21 protein-coding genes are annotated in these 24209 nt (G+C 33.3%); 19 read left to right on the forward strand and 2 right to left on the reverse strand.

Annotated features, from left to right (window positions below; all coding sequences use genetic code 11):
• The first annotated feature begins 4 nt into the window (after positions 1-4).
• From J2Z35_RS10215 to J2Z35_RS10300, 19 genes are all read left to right on the forward strand, one after another.
• Positions 5-565: a tRNA (mnm(5)s(2)U34)-methyltransferase gene (locus J2Z35_RS10215; protein ID WP_209661307.1), complete on the forward strand. Its 561-nt coding sequence runs from the start codon at positions 5-7 to the stop codon at positions 563-565.
• Position 566: 1 nt separating this feature from the next.
• Positions 567-1703 (forward strand): SpoIIE family protein phosphatase, encoded by a 1137-nt coding sequence (locus J2Z35_RS14900; protein ID WP_209661308.1) that lies wholly within the window; start codon positions 567-569, stop codon positions 1701-1703.
• A gap of 149 nt (positions 1704-1852) precedes the next feature.
• Complete coding sequence (locus J2Z35_RS10225) at positions 1853-2767, forward strand: M23 family metallopeptidase (protein WP_245330848.1); 915 nt, start codon at positions 1853-1855, stop codon at positions 2765-2767.
• A gap of 23 nt (positions 2768-2790) precedes the next feature.
• Positions 2791-3213, forward strand: coding sequence for a bactofilin family protein (locus tag J2Z35_RS10230; protein WP_209661310.1), 423 nt, complete (start codon positions 2791-2793; stop codon positions 3211-3213).
• Positions 3214-3476: 263 nt separating this feature from the next.
• Positions 3477-5501: a methyl-accepting chemotaxis protein gene (locus J2Z35_RS10235; protein ID WP_209661311.1), complete on the forward strand. Its 2025-nt coding sequence runs from the start codon at positions 3477-3479 to the stop codon at positions 5499-5501.
• 147 nt (positions 5502-5648) lie between these two features.
• Positions 5649-6287, forward strand: a complete 639-nt coding sequence (locus tag J2Z35_RS14690) for an ABC transporter permease (protein WP_245330849.1) — start codon at positions 5649-5651, stop codon at positions 6285-6287.
• A 10-nt stretch (positions 6288-6297) separates the two neighbouring features.
• The gene (locus J2Z35_RS14695; protein WP_245330850.1) at positions 6298-7185 is read left to right on the forward strand and encodes a glycine betaine ABC transporter substrate-binding protein; all 888 of its coding nucleotides are present in this window, start codon (positions 6298-6300) and stop codon (positions 7183-7185) included.
• Complete coding sequence (locus J2Z35_RS10245) at positions 7185-8138, forward strand: ABC transporter ATP-binding protein (protein WP_209661312.1); 954 nt, start codon at positions 7185-7187, stop codon at positions 8136-8138. The genes J2Z35_RS14695 and J2Z35_RS10245 overlap by 1 nt, the downstream gene beginning before the upstream one ends.
• 112 nt (positions 8139-8250) lie before the next feature.
• Positions 8251-8754, forward strand: coding sequence for an ECF transporter S component (locus tag J2Z35_RS10250; protein WP_209661313.1), 504 nt, complete (start codon positions 8251-8253; stop codon positions 8752-8754).
• 210 nt (positions 8755-8964) lie between these two features.
• Positions 8965-10272, forward strand: coding sequence for an amidohydrolase family protein (locus J2Z35_RS10255; protein ID WP_209661314.1), 1308 nt, complete (start codon positions 8965-8967; stop codon positions 10270-10272).
• A gap of 93 nt (positions 10273-10365) precedes the next feature.
• Positions 10366-11241: a formate/nitrite transporter family protein gene (locus tag J2Z35_RS10260; RefSeq protein WP_209661315.1), complete on the forward strand. Its 876-nt coding sequence runs from the start codon at positions 10366-10368 to the stop codon at positions 11239-11241.
• A 72-nt stretch (positions 11242-11313) separates the two neighbouring features.
• On the forward strand, positions 11314-12615 hold the full coding sequence (locus J2Z35_RS10265; RefSeq protein WP_209661316.1) for a chloride channel protein: 1302 nt from the start codon (positions 11314-11316) through the stop codon (positions 12613-12615).
• A gap of 173 nt (positions 12616-12788) precedes the next feature.
• Entirely contained in the window at positions 12789-13094 is a 306-nt protein-coding gene (locus J2Z35_RS10270) for a rhodanese-like domain-containing protein (RefSeq protein ID WP_209661317.1), read from the forward strand.
• A 162-nt stretch (positions 13095-13256) separates the two neighbouring features.
• On the forward strand, positions 13257-13835 hold the full coding sequence (locus tag J2Z35_RS10275; protein WP_209661318.1) for a TetR/AcrR family transcriptional regulator: 579 nt from the start codon (positions 13257-13259) through the stop codon (positions 13833-13835).
• Complete coding sequence (locus J2Z35_RS10280; RefSeq protein ID WP_209661319.1) at positions 13832-15025, forward strand: efflux RND transporter periplasmic adaptor subunit; 1194 nt, start codon at positions 13832-13834, stop codon at positions 15023-15025. The genes J2Z35_RS10275 and J2Z35_RS10280 overlap by 4 nt, the downstream gene beginning before the upstream one ends.
• Positions 15026-15031: 6 nt before the next feature.
• Positions 15032-18073, forward strand: coding sequence for an efflux RND transporter permease subunit (locus tag J2Z35_RS10285; RefSeq protein WP_209661320.1), 3042 nt, complete (start codon positions 15032-15034; stop codon positions 18071-18073).
• A 149-nt stretch (positions 18074-18222) separates the two neighbouring features.
• The gene (locus J2Z35_RS10290) at positions 18223-19707 is read left to right on the forward strand and encodes a Na+/H+ antiporter NhaC family protein (protein ID WP_209661321.1); all 1485 of its coding nucleotides are present in this window, start codon (positions 18223-18225) and stop codon (positions 19705-19707) included.
• 279 nt (positions 19708-19986) lie between these two features.
• Positions 19987-20979 carry a copper amine oxidase N-terminal domain-containing protein gene (locus J2Z35_RS10295; RefSeq protein ID WP_209661322.1) on the forward strand — a complete coding sequence of 331 codons (993 nt, stop codon included), beginning with the start codon at positions 19987-19989 and terminating at the stop codon, positions 20977-20979.
• Between the two features lie 129 nt (positions 20980-21108).
• Positions 21109-21972, forward strand: a complete 864-nt coding sequence (locus J2Z35_RS10300; RefSeq protein WP_209661323.1) for a DUF4349 domain-containing protein — start codon at positions 21109-21111, stop codon at positions 21970-21972.
• Positions 21973-22083: 111 nt separating this feature from the next.
• Here J2Z35_RS10300 and J2Z35_RS10305 read toward each other — a convergent pair whose 3' ends face one another.
• A complete protein-coding gene (locus J2Z35_RS10305) occupies positions 22084-23568 on the reverse strand; it encodes a flotillin family protein (RefSeq protein WP_330623431.1) in 1485 nt (494 codons plus the stop codon).
• Between the two features lie 13 nt (positions 23569-23581).
• Positions 23582-24109 (reverse strand): hypothetical protein, encoded by a 528-nt coding sequence (locus J2Z35_RS10310; RefSeq protein ID WP_209661324.1) that lies wholly within the window; start codon positions 24107-24109, stop codon positions 23582-23584.
• Positions 24110-24209: the final 100 nt, after the last annotated feature.

The raw sequence follows: 24209 nt of genomic DNA on the forward strand, positions 1-24209 counted from the left end.
TTAGGTGATAGTTACAAAAATTACGGATATTGCTAAGCTATTTTGGAAAGAACACATAAATGATAGGGATATAGTCCTTGATGCTACGCTGGGCAATGGAAATGACAGTTTATTTCTAAGCAAACTTGTAGGCAGTAAAGGAAAGGTATATTCTATGGATATACAAAAGAAAGCTCTTGATATGACAAGGGAGAAAATGGATAGTAGTATGAGTAATATAAACCTTATACTAGATTCTCATGAGAATCTTGATAAATATATAAAAGAAAAGCTCTCTTTAGTTGTTTTTAATCTTGGATATCTTCCAGGAGAAAACAATGAAATTACAACTAAATCAAAATCCACCTTGATAGCTCTCGAAAAATCGATGATGCTATTAAAAAAAGGAGGGATTGTCTCTGTGGCAGCATATAGAGGGCATGACAATGGAGAAGAATATATAGAAGTGTTTAAGTTTTTAAGTACACTTGACCCTAAAAAATATAAGGTATCTTTGGTAAACCCAATAAATCAAAGTGAAAGAGCACCTAGGCTTTTTCTTTGCCAAAAGATGAAGGAGGATTAAAGTGCATAACATACTTATAGTAGATGACATGTTATTTAACAGAAAAATGATGATGGAAATCTTGGAAGACAAGACTGAAAATAATAGATTTTTTCAGGCTGAGGATGGTGTTGAAGCCCTTGAAAAAATAAGAGAAGAGGAAATAGATTTAGTAATACTGGATCTTATGATGCCAAACAAGGATGGATATGATGTCCTAAAAGAAATAAAGGAAGATGATGCACTAAAGGATATCCCAGTAATAGTGAATTCCTCTATAAAGGATATGGACAGCATCAAAACTACCCTTGAGATGGGTGCTATGGATTACTTTACAAAGCCCCTTTCTCCGGACCAGATGGAAGTAATCATACCACTAAAGGTAGAAAATGCTCTTAAATACTATACTCAAAATAAAAAACTAAAGCAGATGAATGCAACTATAGGAAAAGAAATGAAAATTGCAGGGATGCTTCAAAAATCAATAATGTCAAAGAGTATAGATGTTAAAGACTCAAGATTTGATATGCATCTTAAATATATTCCGTGTAAAGATTTGAGCGGAGATATATTCCAGCTTGCTAAGGTTCAAGATGAAGAATGGTTTATGATGGCAGATATGAAAGGTCATGGAGCAGCGGCAGCACTTTTATCTTTTAAAATAAAGGATATGTTCAATAGCACAATACTAAAGTATAGCGGGCCTGGAAAAGTCCTTGAAGAAATAAACAGACAGTTTAGTGATCTTATGAGTGAGGCTGAGATAGTTTTTTTCACAGCATTTGTAGGTGTAATCAAAGAAGACAAACTTATTTATTCAAGTGCAGGACACCCTTCACCAGTTTTAATATCCCATGACAATTCAAAGTCTACAATACTCGAAAAAAGTGGGCATTTTATTGGAATAATGGACGATGCGAAATATGAGGACAATGAAATCATTTTGAGTCAAGGTGACGTTTTAATTTTATATACTGATGGGCTTTTCAATGAAAATATAGAAGATATAAAACCTTCTAAGGTTTTGACAAAAGGTATAAAAGTATATTCGAGTGATATGTCATCAAAGGAGCTTACAGAGGAGATATATAAAGCCTTTGTAGTAAATGAAGAACTTATTGATGATGATTTATCTATAGCGGTTTTAAAGTTAAAGTAACAAAAATATAATTATTAAAAATTGGGGGCAGAGAAATCTGCCTTTTTTATTTTATCGTGGACAAAGTTCCAAATTATGGTTAAAATATAAGTTGGTATCTCGAAATAAACTTGAAATAGTTATCGCCTAGAAATCCAAGGAGGATAATGATGAAAAAAAAATATCGTCATGCATCAAAGGTTAGAAAGAAATTTACTTTTATGATAGTTCCAAATTCCACAGGAAAAATCAGACAGTTTACAATATCATATCGTACTCTAGCTAGTCTTTTATCTGGGAGTATAGCTACGGTTTTAGTGCTAGGGTTTTTTAGCAGCCAATTTTTCTATTCCAGTCAAAATCTTAATAGTGTAAGCAAAGAGCTTGCAGCACTAAAAGACGAAAACATATCCCAAAAAAATCAGATTACATATTTCTTATCCAAATCACAGGAAGTAGAAGATAGGATAGAGCGTCTATCAGAGCTTGAAAGAAAAGTTTTGGAAGTAGTCAATATTGGGGGAGGAAGTGAGGAAGAGGTTTCTTCTTTAGTTTCAAGATCTGATTATAGAGATTTTTCAATATGGGATATGGATCAAGTGGACATAGATTATATTGATAGCATAATCAGCGGACAAAGTGAGGATATAGAATCCTTAATAAGCGGAATAGAAAATCAGCTTGAAACCCTAGAGGCAATTCCAAACCTAAGACCTGCTAAAGGAAGGATATCTTCTCCATTTGGAGAGAGAATATCTCCAGTTACTAGAAGGACAGAGTTCCATAGAGGTATAGATATAGCAAACAGTACAAACACAGATATAATTGCATCTGCAGCTGGAGTAGTGACCTTTTCAGGATATAATGGAAGCTATGGAAATATGGTGCTGATATCCCATGGAAACGGATATAGCACTATCTATGCTCACAACCACGAAAATAAGGTGGAGGTGGGGGATAGAGTCCAAAAAGGTGAGCTTGTAGCGAAAATGGGTAGTACGGGAAGAAGTACAGGCCCTCATGTTCATTTTGAAATAAGAAAAGGCGGAGAACCTATAGACCCAAAAAGCATGTTGGAAAATTAATTACATAAAGGAGATAAGATCCTATGTTTAGTAAAAAAGAAAGCAAGGCGGAAATTCAGTTTGAAAACTTTGATACCCTTATAGGAAAAAATACATCTTTTGACGGAGTTTTAAAAGCAGAAGGTAAAATCAGGATAGATGGTGTATTTACTGGCCAAATAGAAATAAAGGGAGATTTGCTAATTGGAGAAAGTTCCAAAATATCAGGTGATATTTCTGTAACTAACTGCATCGTATCTGGAGAGGTAAAAGGGAATATAAATGCAGTGAACTTAGTGAGAATCACATCAGAAGGAAAGCTAGATGGAGACGTAACTGTAAAGTCCTTTATAATAGATGAAGATGCATTTTTTGAAGGTCAGTGCAAGATGACAAATAATGAAAAAAATTCTTCAACTAAAGAAATTTCTAACGTAAAATCAAATATAAAATCAAAACAAGAATAATATTTCAATACACCTTTCAAAAAAGGCTCTATACTAATATCTTAAAGGATATTAATATAGAGTTTTTTTGGTGAAAAAATAAAATTGAGTATAAAATAAACATGATTTTATAATGTCGCTATAGCAAATTACAGGAAATGGAAATTTAAAAGATAAATAATATTTAACTTTTAACTAAAAATATCTTTTTGTTCTGTTTTTAAAATGATATAATTGGTATCAGGTGATAATATAAAATTAAAGTTCGGGATGGTGTGAAGTATATGGATGAAAAAGAAAAGATAGTAAGTGTTGGCTTTAGGCTTATGGTGCCTGTGCTTTTAATACTTTCAATAAGTATCGGAGGGATATCTGTATATTCGTTTTTGCAGCAGAAAGATATTATAGAGGAGCAAATGGAAGTGGTATCCTCTAGTGAAGTCGAAGAAATAACTGCTAGTATAGAAAACAGTAAAGAGACAATAGATACCCTCACGGAGGCTCTAAATAAAAATTTTTTGATACAAGCAAAACTTATTGCAGAGGCAATCGCACTTAACCCATCTCTCCTTGAGACTCAATCTATGATAGAGCTTGCAAAGGGAGTTGGAGTGGAAGAGATACATGTGACAGATGAAAATGGAGTACTAAGATGGGGAAATGTCCCTGATTTTTTTGGCTTTGATTTTTCAACTACTGAGCAGACAATGCCTTTTTATGAAGGAGTAAACATGGCCAATTTTGAGTTGGCACAAGAGGCATCAGAACGAGGAACAGATGGAAGATATTTTCAATATATTGGAGTATCTAGAATAGATTCTCCAGGAGTAGTCCAGATTGGAGTCCTTCCAAGTGAACTTGAAGAAGTGATAAGAAGCAGTGATATTGACAACCTAGTTTCAAATGCCAACGTAGGATTTTCAGGAAATGCTTTTTTAGTTGGAGAAGATGGCATAATAAGAGCTCATACAGATTCAAGATTTATCGGCACAAATCTAAATGAAACCAGTTGGGGAGCAGATATAATTGCTCAAAAAAATGGAAACATAGATTATGAGCTAGAAAATGACAACAAATATTCTAGTTTTACTGAGATAGGGGATAATATAGTTGTTGTTGAGGTTTCAAGAGGAGAGTTTGAAGGACCACTTGATAGGCTAAAAGTAACTATAACACTGGCTTCTTTATTTGCAATAGCACTATCTGGAATTGTCATATATTTATTTTCAAGAAGATTAATAGTATTGCCTTTAACTAATATTATGAAACTAATGGAGAAAGCTGAAAAAGGAGACTTAAGGGTTAGGTCTTTAAGTATCCAAAGAGATGAACTAGGGAATCTTTCGAAAAGCTTTAATGAAATGATGGAAAAATTCGGTATATTAGTTGGGGAACTAAAAAATGTATCTGATGAAGTTTCAGAATCATCTTTAAAACTTATAAAATCTTCTGATGATTCAGCAGTAATTGGAGAGCAGCTTTCAGATGCAATCAATGAAGTGGCAAAAGGTGCAAACGATCAGGCGAAAGATGCAGAAAATGGACTTCAAAAAATAATTGACCTTTCAGGGCAGCTTGATTTAGTATCTGAAAAGGCTACAAATATGCAGATTAAATCCGATGAGGTAAGCATTCTTAATAAAGAAGGCATATTAGTAGTTGGTGAATTAAGCGATACAACGAGAGATAGTGAAGATTATACAAAAGAAATATATAATATAGTCTCTCAGCTTAGCCAAAAATCTCAAAGCATCAGAAATATAATACAAATTATCAGAGGAATTTCTGAGCAAACAAACCTACTTTCTCTAAATGCTGCAATAGAAGCAGCAAGAGCTGGTGAAGCGGGTAGAGGGTTTGCTGTAGTAGCTGGTGAAATAAGAAAGCTTGCAGATGAGTCCAGTAATTCGACTAAAAAAATAGAAGATATAATAAATGATATATCGAATGATGTTAGTAAAACTGTAGCAACAATGGAAAAAGTAAAAAATACAGTACAAAGCCAAAGTATAAGTACAGAAAAAACAAAAGAGACATTTGAAAAAATCACAGAAGCTATCAAAGAGATAGTTGAAAGTATAAATGATGTCAAAGAATCAATGGAAATTTCTATTGATAGCAAAAACTCCATAGTTTCGGTTATGGAAAATATATCTGCCATAACTGAAGAAACTGCAGCCTCAACAGAAGAAGTTCTTGCTTCTACAGAGCAACATAGTGCTACGAATCATGAACTTGCTGAACTTTCAATTGCTCTAAATGAAATTGTTAAGTCCATGAATCAAAAAATAAATCAATTCGAAATATAAAATAAAATCTTATTCACAAAATAAAGCGTATTTTATGATAAAACTCATAAAGTACGTTTTTTATTTGAAAAATATAGAATACAAATAATATTTTGGGTATGAATATTGAAGTAGAAATTAAAGAAAGGGGTGGTGAACATTACTTTTTTGAACAATGTAATAAAGCTTTTTATTGAAAGAAGGGACTTTTTCCTATCTCTTTTAATTCAGCATATTTATCTTACTTTTTTGGCTATATCCATAATCACTTTAGTAGGTATTGCTCTTGGAATATATATGACAAGAAACAAGGTAGTGGCCAGTTTTTTAATGGGCGTTGTAAATATAATATATACAATACCTTCAATAGCCCTGTTTGGATTTTTAGTTGCAGTCACAGGAATTGGAAATAAAACCGCCCTTATTGCTCTTTGTATATACGGCCTTCTTCCGATGATAAGGAATACCTTTGTAGGAATAAATGAAGTAGACCCTTTTTTGATACAATCAGCAATTGGAATGGGAAGCACAGATAGCCAGCTACTTTTTAAGGTTCAGATACCCCTTGCAATACCTGTAATATTTGCTGGGTTTAGGACTATGGTTGTAATGACTATAGCTTTAGGGGGGATAGCATCTTTTATAGGAGCAGGTGGACTTGGAGTAGCTATCTGGAGGGGAATCACTACTAATTTCCCTGTCATGACATTTGCAGGAAGTCTTCTTGTGGCTCTTCTTGCCTTTACTGTTGATTTTATCCTTGGAATATTTGAAAAAGTGATAAAAAGAAAATATTTGGGAACCTAAGGAGGATATTATGAAAAAGATTTTAGTTTCAGGTATGTTGATATTTATGCTTCTTTTTATATCTGGATGTCAAGCTGCTGCCTCAAAAACAGTTGTAGTGGCATCAAAACCTCATGCTGAGCAATATATACTAGCAGAAATGATTACTTTGCTCATAGAAAATCATACTGATATTTTGGTTGAGAAAAAGCTAGGAATAGGCGGAGGAACTTCCAATATCCATCCAGGGATGATTAATGGAGAAATAGATATATATCCAGAATATACTGGAACAGGACTTCTTTTTGTATTAAAAGAAGATTTAATCACTGATCCACAGGAGTTATATAGTCACGTAAAAGACAGATACGAAGAGGAATATGAAATCACATGGCTTGATATATATGGTTTTAATAACACCTATGCTTTAGCCATTAAGGAAGAAGTAGCAAACCAGTATAACCTTGAGACTTATGATGACCTTGCACAGATAAGTGATCAGCTGGTATTTGGGGCTGAGTACGACTTCTTTGAAAGAGAAGATGGCTACAATGGTTTAAATGAAATATATGGTTTTAATTTTAGAGATTTAAAAGAGATGGATATAGGTCTGAAATATGAGGCTATAGGTTCCGGTCAAGTAGATGTAATCAACGCATTTTCTACTGATGGACTACTTTTAGAATATGATCTTAAGGTACTTGAAGACAATAGAAATTTCTTCCCTTCTTATCAAGCGGCAACACTTATTAGAAAAGAAACACTGGAAAGATATCCAGAGCTTGAAGAAGTACTTCAAATGATGAGCGATCAGATTACTGATGAGGATATGATACAGATGAACTACTATGTAGAAAACGAAAATAGAGACCCAGAAGACGTAGCTGAAGAATTTTTAAGGGAGAAAGGATTGATTTAATGCCAGTAATAGAGTTTGAAGGTGTTAACAAATCTTATGGCGAAAATGAAGTATTGAAGGATTTTTCCATCAAGGTTGAAGAGGGTGAGTTTCTTGTACTTCTTGGACCATCTGGATGCGGAAAAACTACTATACTAAGGATGATAAACGGACTTCTTTCCCCTGATTCTGGAAATATTATAATAAAAGAAAAATCTATAAAGGATTGGAATCTTATAGAGCTTAGAAGGCAAATAGGGTATGTGATTCAGCAAATTGGTCTTTTGCCACATCTGAATATAGAAGACAATATAACCTATGTTCTTAATTTGATAAAGACTCCAAAAAATAGGCAAAAAGAGAGGGCAAGAGAGCTGATTGAGATTGTAGGTATGGACAAGTCATTTCTTCACAGATATCCTAAAGAGCTAAGTGGAGGTCAGCAACAAAGAGTAGGGGTAGCAAGAGCACTTGCAGCAGACCCTCAGATAATACTCATGGATGAACCATTTGGGGCTGTAGACGAGATTACTAGAAGAAATCTTCAAGAAGAGATAATCAGTATTCATAAGCTATTAAAAAAGACAATTATTTTTGTGACCCATGATATTGAAGAGGCAATAAAGCTAGGTAGTAGGATTGTACTTCTAAACGAAGGAAAAATAGAGAGAAATGAAAAAAAGAAAGATTTTGTTCTTTCTGAAGGAAGAAGCGAATATGCAAATCACTTTTTTCAGTCCAAGGATTTTATGGCTTATTTGAATATCCTAAAAATCAAAGATATAATTCCTAGGGAAGATGCTCCAAGGGATACTCTTCAAAACAAGTTAGCCTCAATTTATGATGATGCTTCGGTACTTGAGGGGATACAAAAATGTATTGAGCTGGGAGAGGAAAATATTCCAGTTATTGATAAAGGAGAAAATATAGTTGGAGTATTTTCTTTAAAAAAGCTTTATTCAAATATTGTTTGATAGTAACTAAAAAGCACTGTTTATAATAGAAATGGAAATGTACCGATACAATTTCTATTGAAAGCTCCCTTCTTTTTATATAAAATTAAAGTATAAGAAGGAGGGGGTTAATATGTCTAAAACCCAAAAAACAGTACTATATGGGATGTTAATTTCTCTTGTGTGTATCGGCACAATGGCTATAAAAATTCATATTCCAGTTACAAACGGATTCATAAACATCGGAGACTCTTTTATTATAGTTTCGTCATTATTATTTGGACCTGTTGCAGGGATGATAGCTGGAGGGATAGGTTCTGCTTTGGCTGATTTACTTTCTGGATATGCTCACTATGCATTATTTACTCTTATAGTGAAGGGTCTTGAGGGTTATATCATAGGATGGGTATTTCTAAAACTTGGAAAGACTAAACTAGCAGGAATATATGGTTCACTTCTAGGAGTGATTTTTATGGTGGGTGGATATTTTCTAGTAGCAAGCTTTATGTATTCCAGCTTTGCGGTAGCAGCTCAAGGGCTTATATTTGACGCTACTCAGGCACTTGCATCTTTTCTAATAGGATATCCTCTTTATGCATATCTTTCAAAGGGAGTAAAGTTTAGATTTAATGTTTAGTCCAATTATAAAATTAGCACTTTTATTTTAGAAAAATGAAATTTAAAATATGGGAATAAGATTATTATTAAATAAAAATCCTAAAGAAGCTTATTGGCTTTTTTAGGATTTTTTGTAGGGAAAATAAAGGATTTAATGATTTCTTTAAAGAATAAGATAGTTATGAAACGAAATTATATATAAAATAAAAAAGCATACGGAGGATAATATATGGAGAAGGTTAGAGCTTTAAATAGCAAACTCATGTTTTTTGTATTCATAGCTAGTTTATTATTTGTAGGATGTAGTAATCAAGAAATAGATTCTCTGGACAATCAAAATGAACAAGGTGCTACAAATTATCAGGTAGCAGAACCTTCAGAAGAAGTTTTTGTTGCATTTGAAGACGTAAATCTTATTACTATGACAGAGAATAGTGTGCTAGAAAATCAAACTGTAATCATAAAAGATGGTGTGATTTGTGAAATAGGAAAAGCAGAAGATGTTATTATTCCAGATGATGCACAACTTATTAATGGAAAAGGAAAATATTTAATGCCAGGTCTTATAGATATGCATGTACATATACACAACTATAAAGTTGACGAAGCTCTTTATTTATATAATGGAGTGACAGGAGTCCAAAATATGTGGGGAAGGCCTGAGGTTCTTAGAATAAAGAAATTTAATGACCAAAGAAAAGTAGGACTTAAAATATTTACAACAGGACCAATCATGGATGGTCTGGATCCGATATGGGAAGGAAGTCTAGTTGTAGATAGCAAAGAAAAGGCAAGAGAAGAAGTAATTAAGATAAAAGAAAATGGATATGAGTCTATCAAAATCTATGAACTTTTGGATATGGATGTTTATGAAGAGATTGTAAAAACTGCAGATGAAATCGGATTTAGGGTGGTAGGGCATGTTCCGAGGAATGTAGGTATTGAAAAGGTTCTTGAATTAGGGCAAGACTCTATAGAGCATCTAAGCGGCTACAGTAAATCTAATATAGAAAACGAAGCTAAAATGACCGCAGAAAAAAATGTATGGAACACTCCAACCTTATCTGTATCTCATATAGCTTCAATGGGAGAAGATATAGAAGGGCTTGAATACATAAATCCTGAAACTGTAGAGTTCTGGAAAGATATGACTAAGGATTTAAATAGGGATATGAATGTTAAAGTTTCTCAGGATATTTTAAGAGTCATACATGAGAAGGGGGGAAGAATTCTTGCAGGAACAGATGCTAACAATCCTTTTGTAGTGCCTGGGTTTTCCCTTCACAATGAACTATATTATCTTGTAGGAGCAGGTCTAACTCCATATGAAGCATTAAAAGCAGCTACATACAATCCAGCAGAATTTTTGGGAGAGATAGAAAGACTAGGTACAGTTGAAGTGGGAAAAGAGGCAGATTTAATATTATTATCAGCAAATCCATTAGAGGATATAAATAATACTAAAACCATAGAAGGAATTATGGTTTGGGGAAAATGGAATGAAAGGGAAAGTCTTTTAAGAAATATTGAAAGATAGGTTGACATTTTTCTTTTTAATAGCTAATATTTTTAATGGCTATTATATTATTCCCTGAAAAACTTATTGAATAATTTAAAAGGAGACTTTATATTGAATAATTTTCTATCCCCAAAAGAAATAGCATCATATACGGTAGATACTGGAATTAAAAAAGTTAAAAATTCTACAATGAACCTGCTTTTGCTGGGAATTTTGGCAGGAGCATTTATAGCTTTTGCATCTCAAGGTTCTAATATGGCATCTTATATACTTTTTTCCAAACCAGAGACTGTAGGTCTAGGAAAAGCCTTGGCAGGGGCTATATTTGGAACAGGGCTGATGCTTGTTATTATAGCAGGAGGAGAACTTTTTACAGGAAACACCCTTATTATTGCAGGAGTTCTTGACAAAAAAGTAAAATTATCTGAAATGTTGAGAAACTGGATTTTAGTATATATAGGCAATTTTATAGGGTCCTTGCTTATAGCATTTTTCATAGTAAAAAGCGGACAACTGCATACTGGAGCAAACCTTTTAGGAGGAGTAACTATAAAAATAGCATCATATAAGACATCCCTTGGTTTTATGCCTGCTGTATATCTTGGAATAATGTGCAACTGGCTAGTTTGCCTAGCTGTATGGATGTCATATGGAGCAAAGGATATAGCTGGAAAAATCCTTGCAATCTTTTTTCCAATTTGGCTTTTTATCACTTCAGGTTTCGAGCATAGCGTAGCAAACATGTATTATATACCGGCAGGGATATTAGCAAAATCAGATCCTGCACTGGCCTTGGCATCAGGGCTAGGGTTAGATGCTCTTTCAAAGCTGAGCTGGCTAAACTTTATAACTAAAAACTTAATTCCTGTAACTTTAGGAAATATTATTGGAGGCAGCCTTTTTGTAGGCGCAATATATTTCTATACCTATATAAAAACCTCTAAAGATGAAAACACTAAACAACCTTCAGTTAAAAAAATTCAATAAAAAGTACATTAAAAAACTCTAAGAGATTTTCTCTTGGAGTTTTTTTGATATAATTTATTTTAGTGGGAAGGAATGATGAATTTGAGTTATAGGAATTTTTCTGTATTAAAAAATATAGGAATAGCACTTTCAATTGGAATAACTACAAGTTTTATTTCGGTTCTTTTTAACATAATAATAGATACTGGAGTAGAAGGTGTAAGTTTGCTCCTTCGTCAGTTACCATATATGTACATTTTTTTTCCGGTATTAGCTGGAATCATTACTTTTTATCTTTATAAGACTTTTTTGAAGACAGATTCAACAGGGATTGGAATAGTTCAAGTTTTAGTAGAACTTAGTATTATAAATACTTTTTTAATGAAACCTTTAAATGTTATCATAAAAGTTATTCTGTCTATCGTTACTCTAGTTTTTGGGCTATCGGCTGGAAGATTTGGTCCTATAGTACATCTTGGTTCGTCAATAGGATCTAATATAGGATATAAACTCAAAATGGATAGTGAAACAATAAGATTAATGATAGGTTGTGGAGCAGCTTCGGCTATTGCTGCTGTATTTGGTATGCCGTTGTTTGCCTCAGTATTTGTTCTTGAAGTCTTATTTAAAAAGCAGTATATGAACTTTTTTGCACCTGTTGTATTGGGGAGTACTACTTCGTTTATTATTTCTAAAATTTTTTATGAAGGTGTAGATTACAATATAAATATAATAAATTTCAATTATATAGATATAAAAGTGTTACTATTATTTGTATTCTTTGGATTTATTATAGGACTTATATCAATCATATATATAAAATCAATAAAAATTTTTACGATTTTTTTTAGCAAATCAAAAAGTTTATTTAGGAGATTAGTTATTGCAGGAGCAATAGTAGGAATTATCGGATTTATATTTCCATTAAATTTTGAAATCCATTCTTATACTACTATTAATATATTAAAAGGAGAGTTTGGAGTATATATTCTTTTAAGTATTATTGCTTTAAAAATTCTAACAACAGGAATAACTTTAGGTTCTGGATTTGTAGGTGGGAATTTTTATCCTGGTTTAACAATAGGAGCGGCTACAGGTATTCTTTTTCAGAGTTTGTATAGTAAAACTATGATTAATGAATATGGACCTTTATTTGGAGTACTGGGAATAGGGGGAATGATTGCGGGATATTTTAATGCTCCACTTTCGGGAATTATTCTAGCAATTGAGATTTCAAAAAACTTCAATCTTATGTTTCCAGCCCTTATAGTATGTTCTATTTCGGTAAGTACTACTTTTTATCTTTATGGTAAGGATATATTTTCTGATTCATTTTTAAAAATAATTAAAGATTTGGATAAAGAGGAAATAGATATAGAAAAAATAAAAGCTTAATATAAAGGAATATTAGTTTGAGTTTGAAAATAATATCAATAAATATTTATAATAGAGATTATTTTCTTTCCAAAAGCAATGAAATGAGATATAATTTCATTAAATATATCTATATATATAAATATATGGATTATTAAAAATGATTACCAATTATATTATATGGGAGGAAAATTATGTTTTTATTTGGACCTAAAGTAGACACTATTTCGCCTGAAGAGGCGAAGCAAGAAATAAAAAAAGGAGCAGTAATGATAGATATAAGGAATGAAGATGCTTTTAAATTAGGGCATATAAATAAAGCAATCAATATACCCATTAAAAATCTTCCTTTAAAAATAGGTACTTTAGATAAGAAAAAAGAGTATTTGGTTATATGCTATGTTGGAGGAAGTAGCAAAATGGCAGCAAGTATGCTCAAAAAGGCTGGATTCAATGTAAAAAACGTTTCAGGAGGCATGCAAGGATGGGGGAGCATTTAAAGCAAAATGTGAAAAATCACACTTGCTTGAAACTTTAAACTTTGATATAATTTCGTTATTGGCAGGAAATACTTCCTGCGTACATATTTAAAAACACCATGGTTGATGTTCACTCACAATCGTGGTGTTTTTTTAGAACCAATAGTAAACGGAGGTTTATTTATGCAATTTTTAAAGGACAAAATAAGGAATCAAATATTAAAATCTGCATTAGAAGAGTTTAGCACCTTTGGTTTTGAAAAAGGTTCAATAAGGAGAATAGCTCAAAATAGTAATATATCACCGGGAAATATTTATAGATATTTTGAAAATAAAGAAGATATATTCTATCACGTGGTTCGCCCAGCTTTAGATAGGATTTTATATATAATAAAATACGAAGAAGACAAGGATGAGGATGTGGTCCTAGATGAAGCTCTTTCAATGTTTGGGGATTTATGTAAATCCCATAGAAAAGAGCTACTTGTACTTATAGAAGGAAGCGATGGAACCGAATACGATAGCTATAAAGATATGGTTGTAGATATGGTAAATGAAAGAATGAAATCAAGTTTTTTGGGAACTATGCCATATGATGAACACAAGGAATTTATCTTAAAGGTACAAGTGGAAGCTATGATAACAGGTGTTATATATATATTGAAATCAAGTATAGAAAATCAAATTTTAGGTGATTTTATAAGAAAATTTATGAAGATTCAGCTGGAAAATCTTAAGGAAAGGATGGATGAAATCCTATGAAAAAAATAATCTTTATTTTAGCCTTGATTATATCTATGATTTTTACAGCATGCACTCAGGCTCCAGAAGATTCTCTAGAAGAATCCATAAAACCAGTGATTACAAAGGAAATAGAAATCCAAACTATTGAAAATACAATAAAATACTCTGGAATCGTGACTGTAAGTGATACAAAGAATTTTGCCTTCAAGACAGGAGGGAAAATAAACTCTATTTCGGTGGAAAAAGGAGATAGAGTAAGTCCTGGAAAGGTTTTAGCAACTTTAGACACCACGGATTTGAATTTTGCTCTTCAGGCAGCAAGTGCTCAGCTTGAAGGTGCTAGAGCTCAGTATGATAAGGCTGTAAATGGAGCTACCAGAGAAGAGTTAGAACAACTTGAAATAAATCTAAAAAAAGCTCAAGATGCATATGAGTATACAGAGGATTTGTATCAAAGAATGGAAAAGCTTTATGAAGCAGGTGCTACAGCGGAAAATGACTTAAACAAGTTAAGGCTTGAAAAAGATATTAGAGAAAATGAAATGAGACAGTCAGAGATTGCATTAAGACAGGCTCAAACAGGAACAAGATCTGAAGATATAAGAGCGGCACAGTCCAATGTGAGTTTGGCTCAAAGTGATTATAATTTCAGACAAAACCAGATAAATAGCTCATCAATAGTATCGGATATGAATGGTTATGTTGTTGAGGTCTTAAACAAATCAGGAGATTTTGTATCCGAGGGGTATCCAGTTGTGGTTATAAGAGGGGAATCTCAAATAATTACTACAGGAATATCAAGGCAAGATATGGACAAGGTAAGCTTAGGCACAAGTCTATATGTTTTAGATGGAGAAGATAAATACAGAGGAAGAATAACCTATATTTCAGATATTCCAGATTCTTATACAAGAACCTATGAGGCTGAAATAGCTTTAGATGAAGGGGCTCTTCCATTAGGAAGCATAGTTGATATAAGGATAATAACTGGTCAGGACACAGGGATATGGATACCTATATCTGCTATGATGTCTGATGGAGAAGATTATGTATATATAAATCAAGATGATATAGCTCTAAGAAAAGAGATAGAGATATTGTCTACAAATGGCTCCAATGTAAAGATACTTGGTATTAATGAAGGGGAAAAACTTATAATAGAAGGGATGCGCAATATAAACCCTGGCGACAAAATTACAGAAAGGTAGATTATTATGATAATAAGTATGGTCAAGGCCTCTATCAGAAACAGAAGAATAACTATCTTTCTCCTTGTACTTGCAGCAATATTTGGGAGCTATAGCTATATTAAGGCACCGAAGCAACAGGCTCCAGACCTTAGTGCCCCAAATGTCCTCATTACATGTATATATCCTGGAGCTTCGCCAATTGATGTGGAGAGACTTGTAACTAGAAAGATAGAAGATGAAGTAACCTCTGTTACTGGGTTTGAGTATTCGGAGTCTATATCAAGAGATGATGTATCGGTTGTAGTTATCACCCTGAGCCAAACAGCTGATACCGAAAAGGCATATTCTGAAGTAAGACAAAAAATGCAATCTATTCAAAATGAGCTTCCAGATGGAGTACTTCCAATAGATGTAAATACTGATCTTACAGAAACTGCTGGGATAATAATAAGTCTTAGCGGAGCAGGATATACATATGATGAGCTTGGAAGCTATGCAGAACAGGTAAAAACAGATTTATCGAAAATAAAGGGTATTTCCAGATTTGATATTTCAGGAGAGCAAAATCAGGAAGTTGTTGTGGAAATAGACTTAAATCTTTTGAGATACTACAATCTTTCAATAGAAGATATATCAAATATAATAATGGCACAAAACATAGAAATGCCAACGGGAAGTATTGAGGGCGAAGACTCAAAGATAAACATAAAAGTAAGGGGATTATTTGAGTCCCTAGAAGAAATAGAAAATACAGTTATAGCAGTATCTCCAGAAAATGGAAGTGTGGCGAGGCTCAAAGATATAGCGGATATTAGACTCGAAACATCGGAAAACACATATAAAGTAAAAAAAGATGGACTGGAAAGTGTGATTTTAGCAGGATATTTTAAAGATGATGAAAATGTAGTTTCTGTTGGAAGAGAAGTGGAAGAGGAAATTAATAGGATTAAAAGTGAACTTCCTACAGATTTGGTTTTTTCAGAGGTAAGCTTTCAACCTAGAGATGTAGATAACCTTGTAAGACAGTTTACCTTTAATCTAATCCAAGGGGTAGTACTTGTTATATTTGTTGTTTTTATTGGAATGGGAATAAGCAATGCCCTTGTAGTATCTACAGCAATCCCTCTATCCATATTTATAAGCTTCGCTGTAATAGAGCTTATTGGAATTAAAATACATCAAATTTCTATAACAGCACTCATTATTTCACTTGGAATGCTTGTAGATAATGCAATTGTTGTCAGCGATTCAATACAGTCAAAAATAGATGAAGGGGAGGATAGATTAGTTGCCTGCACAGAGGGAACAAAAGAGGTGGCTTATCCTGTGCTTACATCAACTCTTACTACAATTGGTGCTTTTCTTCCTCTTTTAGTTTTACCATCAACGGCAGGACAGTATATCAGAAGTATTCCTCAAATTATAATAATAACCCTTACGGCATCTTATTTGACTGCAATATTTGTAACTCCTACACTGGGATATATGCTTTTCAAAAAAACAAATCATACAAACAAGCAATACAAAATAAGAAAAAAAGTGGAAAGTGTTTTGGAATCTGCACTTCAAAAGAGAAAGTTAGTTGGAGTATTAGTTCTCATAACGATTGGACTTACAGGATTTGTTGCCACAAGACTAGATTTGCAGTTTTTTCCAAAGGATGATGGAAATATACTATATATAGATATAAAATCTGAAATAGCAGCAGATATGGATAAGACAGAAATGCTTGTTGATGAGATATCAGAATTTCTGGAAAACGAAAATGAAGTCATAGAATATACTGCAGCTATAGGCGGTGGCCTGCCAAAATTTTATATTGCATTAGCTCCATATAATCCATCGCCTGATTTTGGACAAATAATGATGAGGTTAGATTTGAAAAACTCTCCAAATTTTAGAGGAAATAGAGAGTATGCAGATTATCTGCAAAAAAATATAAATCAAATAATATCTGGAGGAACCGCAGTTGTAAAGGAGCTTGAGCAGGGCTATCCTATGGGAGCACCGATTGTGATAAGACTTTCTGGAAATGATATTGAAGAAATACAGTATGAGGAAAAGAAAATCAAGGATATCATAGCATCTACCCCTGGAACCACAAATATAGAAGACAATCTTAGCCCTCAAAGCTATGAGTTTGAAGTTAGAATAAACTCAGACAAAGCTAGCATTTTAGGTATTACAAATTATGATGTCCAAAGAGAAATAAGGGATGCATTAAGAGGAAGAACTGTATCCACATTTAGAAAAGAAGCAAAGGAGCATGATATAGTCCTTAAAAGCAAAGGAAATTCTAAAGAGGATATAGAAAATATTTTTATCAAGTCTTCATATACAGGAGAGCTTGTCCCACTTAGGGAGATTGCTGAAATCGAGCTTACAAGAAGATGGACTGAGATTCGAAAATATGACAGGGAAATAAATATATCTCTTTTTTCAGATGTTACTAAAGGCTATAATGCCGTTGAGGTACAAAATCAAATAGAAGAAAAAATGAAAGGTGAAGATTTTGGAAACGTAAGAATTACATTTGATGGAGAAAGGGAAAGGATAAATGAAAACTTTGGAGATATAGGGATTTCTGCAGTAATAGCAGTCCTTCTTATATATGGAGTGCTTCTGTTTCAGTTTGGATCTTTCTCTTTACCGTTTGTGATTTTAGTTACTATACCACTTTCGGCTATAGGGTCTATCATTGGTTTATTTGTACTCAATCAACCTCTTTCATTTATGGCGCTTTTAGGGATAGTAAGTCTTTTTGGAATAGTTGTAAACAATGCTATTGTCCTTATGGACTATATAAGCACATATGTAAATATGGGAAATCCACTTAGGGAATCCTGTATTGGTGCTGTAGGAAAGAGATTTAGACCAATAGTTTTAAGTACTGTAACCACAGTCATTGGACTTACGCCTCTACTTTTTTCAAAAAGTGAGCTTTTTAGGCCAATGGCAGTCACACTTATGAGTGGACTTTTAGTATCTACAGTCCTCACTCTTATAATAATACCTACTGCCTACTATTCATTTAGAATATTTATGAAAAAAATAAAAAAAATCTAATATAAAGTAGAGAAGTCTTTAAAGACTGTAATACTGGGAAAACGATATATTTAGCTATTAAAAGACATAAAAGTGCATTTGTTATATTCTTAACACCATGTTATAATAAGACGAATGCATAAAAATTCATCATCAGGAGGAGATTTTAAATGTTTGTCAATGGACTTTTTAAGTTATCACCCGTGTTTTTACTTGCAGGAATGATGTTTGTGGGAACTGATGCACTAGTGGCCGCCCCTGTAGCCACGGTTTATGCAGCTATTGTGGCTATGATATCTGAAAAGATGAAATTTCAGGAAATAGTTGACTCTGCTGTGGAAAATGTAAAAGAGATGCAGCTTGTATTTTTTATTCTTATGGCTGCTTATGCAATGGCGGAATCATTTATGGCTACAGGAGTAGGAGCTTCTATCATAAATGTTGCCCTAAGTCTTGGACTTACAGCAAAAACTATTGCTGTTACAGGATTTTTAGTTACATCTATACTTTCAATAGCTACAGGAACTTCATGGGGAACCTTTGCAGCCTGTGCTCCGATTTTTTTATGGCTAAATCATATTGTAGGCGGAAATATAATGCTTACAGTTGGTGCTATAGCAGGTGGAGCTTGCTTTGGAGATAATATAGGATTAATCTCGGATACTACTGTTGTAAGCTCAGGGATTCAAAGAGTTGAGGTAGTACATAGAATAAAACATCAGGGCATATGGTCAATATCCTGCCTTATTGTAAGTGCTATTTTAATATTTGCAACTAGTATATTTATGGGTCTTCCGAGCTTTATGGGAAATGCAGGAGATGCAATCAATCAAATACCAGCAGAGGTTTGGGCTAATCTTGAAGAAGCAAGGCCAGCAGCTGTGTCTCTTCTTAATCAAGTTCAAGAAGGGGTTCCAGTTTATATGATGATTCCCCTTGTTATAGTTCTTATAGCTGCAATCAAGGGTCTGCCTACACTTGCATGTCTTGGACTTGGAATTGTATCATCTTTTGTATTTGGAATGTTTGCAGGAACTATCTCTAGTGCTGGAGAATTTTTAGGTCTTATGGAGACAGGTTTTTCAGATGCAGGAAGCTGGGTTATTGTAATGATGATGTGGGTTGGAGCTTTTGGAGGTATTATGGGAAGAATCAAAGCCTTTGCTCCTATATCAAAGTTTATCTCATCTACTGTAAAAAACGTAAGACAGCTTATGTTTTCAAATGGTATTCTTGCAATACTTGGAAATATGGCGCTAGCTGATGAAATGGCTCAGATTGTAACTATAGGACCTATAATGAAAGAGCTTACAGATGATAACGTTGAGGCTACAGAGGAGCAGATGTACAAGCTTAGACTTAGAAATGCAACCTTTGGAGATGCTCTTGGAGTATTTGGATCACAGCTCATTCCTTGGCATGTATATATAGGTTTTTATGTGGGTATAGCTTCGGCTGTTTATCCACTCCAAGAGTTTGGCGCTATGGATATAATAAGATACAACTTTATGGCGATGGTGGCAGTTTCTTCACTTCTTATCCTTACACTGACTGGGTGGGATAGATTTATTCCAAACTTTGCTATACCTTCTGAACCAGATGTAAAGCTAAAGAAAAATATAAATGTTAAAGAAACTGTGAAAAAAACAAGCTAAATTTATTTTAAAGTAAAATAAAAAGGAATGATTATATTGCGCAGATAGATGCAATATAATCATTCCTTTAGCTTTAACTAAAATAAAATCTATAGAAATGTAAAAAAGATTTGTTTTAATAGATTTACTATTTAATATTTTAATATTTACTCTATGTAAATAATTTGTAAGTTATTTGTATTAGTTTAGACACCAATTTTTAATATATATTTGATAAACTTTAACTATAGATTATTTTTAAATGGCTATTAGTTTAGCTAGATGAAAGGAGAAAAAACAATGAATAAAACAATGAGAAGGTTAGCAGCGGTTACCCTTGTAGGTTCATTAGCTGCTTATCCTGTTATGGGATTTGCAAATCAAGAGACGTTACCATTAAATATAGAGGATGAGGTAGTACCGATAAGACTAGAAAACAAAGAAGTAAAAAAATCTCTTTATGGGAAATTAGAAGGAGAGGTGTTCAAAGTTGAAAACCTTGAGCACTTTGACAGAATATTTCTAAATACAAAAGATGGCTCAGAGATTCATCTGAATGTTGACAAGACCCCTATCTATAGTCTTGAAAGCATGTCAAAGGTGGAAAAATCATCTATAGAAGTAGGAGATACTCTTCAGGCTTTTTATGATGTTACTATGCCTATGATATTGATATATCCACCACAATATTCTCCAAAAGTAATAGTTGTGATGGATTCTGATAGTAGATCTCTTAAAGTAAGCAAATTTGATGAAGATTTTCTATCCACAGAAAAGGATATGATAAATAATCTAAAATTAAATATTGGAGAAAATACTATTATTGAGGATTTAGAAGGAAACACTGATTTTTCAGCAGAGGATGTAAAAAATAATGAACTTATGGTTTTTTATACAGCTACAACAAGAAGCATACCTCCTCAAACATCTCCTCAAAAGATAATAGTCTTACCTGAGATAAAAGATGAAGGTCATGTAATAGTTGAAGAGCCTGTGGAAACAGAAATACCTCAAGCTGTGAAAGAGATAATTGAAAGCCAAAGTTACTATTCAAACAATAGTAGGATGGTTCCTGTAGCAAGCATAGGAAACGCTCTAGGGTATAACGTAGTATGGAATGCACAGGAAAGAAAAGTTTCCCTTACAAAATATGAAAATACTATCGAAGTACTTGTAGATACTAACCAGTATATTGTTAATGGAAGATGGATAAAAATGCCAGTAAACACAGAAATAAGAGATTCTAGAACCTATTCCGAAGAAAATTTTATAGAGTTTCTTTTAGGAAACTAATATACCTATAGAATCAGTTTGATTTTAGCTCTGAAGATAAGGACAAAAGGGAGGCGTATTTTGCTTCCCTTTTAATATATAAAAAATTATACTAAGACTTAGATTATTTTAAAGTAAAGGGGGCGCGGTATGAAAAATAAATTATTTTTAATAGGATTTATATTACTATTTGTATTTACAGGATGTTCCTCACCTGCTGAAGAAACTTCATCTAGTATGCCAATGGATACTGGCTCATATCCAAATGAAGATATAGCTAGCCAAGATAGAGCAATGGGTGAAGGTGGAGATAGTTCTTTGCTAGAAGATCAGAAGCTTATAAAGCAGGGAGATATAAGTCTAGAGGTTCAAGACGTAAAAGACTCATATATCGAAATATCAGAATTAGTAAAAGCATATAATGGATATGTATTTAGTATGAGTGAAACAAATTATGAAAACCAAAGTTATATGAATATTACTATAAAGGTTGAAAGCGAAGAATTTGAAAATCTCTTTGAACAACTAAAGACTATGGGAGAGCTTAACTCCTCAAATATATATACTCAAGATGTTACAAGGGAGTATATTGACACAAAGGCAAGACTAGATACACTCAAGATTCAGGAGGAAACTCTTCAAAATCTTTTGACTAGGGCAGAAACAGTAGAAGATTTACTAAAAATAGAAACTGAGCTACAAAGAGTAAGGCAAGATATAGAAGCAAGTCAAGGTCAGCTCAACTATCTTGAAAATGCAATCGATTATTCAGTAATAAATCTAAACCTTAGAAGTAGAAGAGGACCAAGTAATCTAGACGAAAGAGACAATATTTTAGAGAGATTGATTTTTAGTCTTAGGGATGGAATGGGTTTTTGGGCAAACTTTATAGTATCTGCAGCTGCCTTTGTACTTTGGCTTTTACCAGTTCTTATAGTAGCGGTATTTTTAATTAAGCCTTTAAAGAAATTATTGTCAAAACTATTTAGAAAAAGAGGAGATAGGGAGCATTAGAGATTAGCAGAAAAATTTAAATTCTAAAAAAGCAGGCTCTTTTATGATATATATCATAAAAGAGCCTGCTTTTATTGTAAATAAAACATTTAAGATTAGATTAGCAATTTTTTATTCTTCTGAGTCAGAGCTGTTATTGATATCTTCCTTAGGTGTATTTTCTTTTTCGTATTTATTTTCCTGTACGAAAAACTCATTTATCTTATTTTTATCAACTTTTTTTAGAGCATCCATTAGGTTATATCCAGTTAGAGCCTCTACTGTTTCAGGGAGAGTAGACATTATATCAGTCACATATCCTGTAACCTTTGAAGCACCACCACCTTTTGAATCTCCTTTTGAGCCGCTGTCTACAATGACGATTTTTTCTGTTTTTGAAAGAGGCTCTGAAATTGATTTTGCAATTTCTGGTAGCTTTTCTATAATCATTTGAGTGATAGCCGCTTCATTATAAAGCTTGAAGGCTTCCGCTTTCTTTTCCATAGTCTTAGCTTCCGCTTCCCCTTTTGCCATTATAGCCTCTGCCTCAGCGGAACCTTTTATTTTTATGGATTCAGCCTCAGCCTGTGCTCTTAGCCTAATTGCATTAGCTTGAGCTTCGGCTTCTTGGATTTCGGAATATTTTTTACCTTCAGCATCTTTTTCCTGACTATACTTTCTAGCATCTGCCTGCTTTTTAATAGTTGCATCAAGCTCTTTCTCTTTTCTTGATGCTTCTTTTTCCTGAAGCTCTATTTCACGTTCCTTTTTTATGATTTCAACCTGCATTGCAGATTCAGTAACTTCTTTCTTTACCTTATTTGCCTCGATTTCATAGGCTAAATCGGCTATTGCTTTTGAAGTTTCCTGTTCTTTTCTGTAGGATTCTATTTTCAGGTTTTTTACTTTATTTGCTTCTGCAATTTGAGTATCGGCTATAAGGCTAGCCTCTTCTCCAAGTCTGTTGTCTTCTGCCACCTTGATTTTAGTTTCTTTTCTTGCCTGTGATTCTGCAATATCAGCATCTCTTTTTACTGCGGCTATTCTTGGCTTACCAAGGGCCTCAAGATATCCATTTTTATCTCCAATATCTCTTATAGTAAAGGCTTTGATTTCAAGTCCCATAGTTGAAAGGTCAAGGGCTGCAACTTCTTGCACCTGAGATGCAAACTTTTCCCTGTCTTTATATATCTCTTCAACTGACATCTTGGAAATAATTTCTCTAAGCTTACCCTCAAGTACATCTTTTGCAGTATCTTTTATAACTTCGATAGTCTTTTGTTCATTCCCTGTATTGAACTGCTCAACTGCACAAAGAATACTTTCTTTGTCGCTTCTTACCTTAAGTACAGCTACTCCATCGGCTCTTATGTCTACCCCTTGTTCCGTAAGAGCCCCTTCTGTCCTTACTTCTATCTTCATGTTTTCAAGGGAGATCTTATCAGATCTTTCTAGCAGTGGAACAACGAAGCCCCCGCCTCCGGATATTACTCTCTTTTTAAGTCCTGTTACTACCATAGCTTTGTCTTGAGGAACCTTCTTCCACATGAGAAGAATGCTTAAAACTAAGAGTATCAAGACAACAGCTATTATTGCTGCGATTACAACACTATTCACCAAATTACCTCCTTTAAATTTTTTCTACATAAAAAAGGTTATCACGAAATCCCATAATAAGGACATAATCACCTTTTTTGATGACTGAGTTTTCAAAAGCCTTTGCCGGAGATTGATAGGTATTGTCGTTTATTTGATATATTATATAACCTACCTTGTCACCCTCCATATCAAGAGCAGCTCTTGCCTTTAATCCCACAAAATCACTCTTTGAAGCGCTTGTGGTTTCATATTTTTTTAGTTTGCTTATTACAAACCTATCTAATAAAAATCCCCCTAATAGGCCAGATAATGCTGCTAAAATAATAGTAACTATCTCAGGATAGCCTCTTTGACTTAAGATTAAACCGCTTCCTCCAAATATTGTAAAAAAAAGAACTATAATACTTGGTTTTAAAAAGCTCATAAAATTAAATCCATCAGTATCAAAGTCAATATCAGGTCCGTTAAAGTCCATAAAATCAAAAAACTGACCGAGCACAAAGGTTATTAACGTCAAAATGACTCCAAGATAAAAAGATATTTCAAACAACTTAATCATAAGGTATTCTCCTCGTATAATATGTTTAGACCCAGTTTTTATGGTCTAAGCATATTTATTTTTTTCTTTAACTTACCAATTTTTAATTGAGATATCCTAA

Source organism: Acetoanaerobium pronyense (assembly GCF_017874355.1).
Classification (GTDB): domain Bacteria; phylum Bacillota; class Clostridia; order Peptostreptococcales; family Filifactoraceae; genus Acetoanaerobium; species Acetoanaerobium pronyense.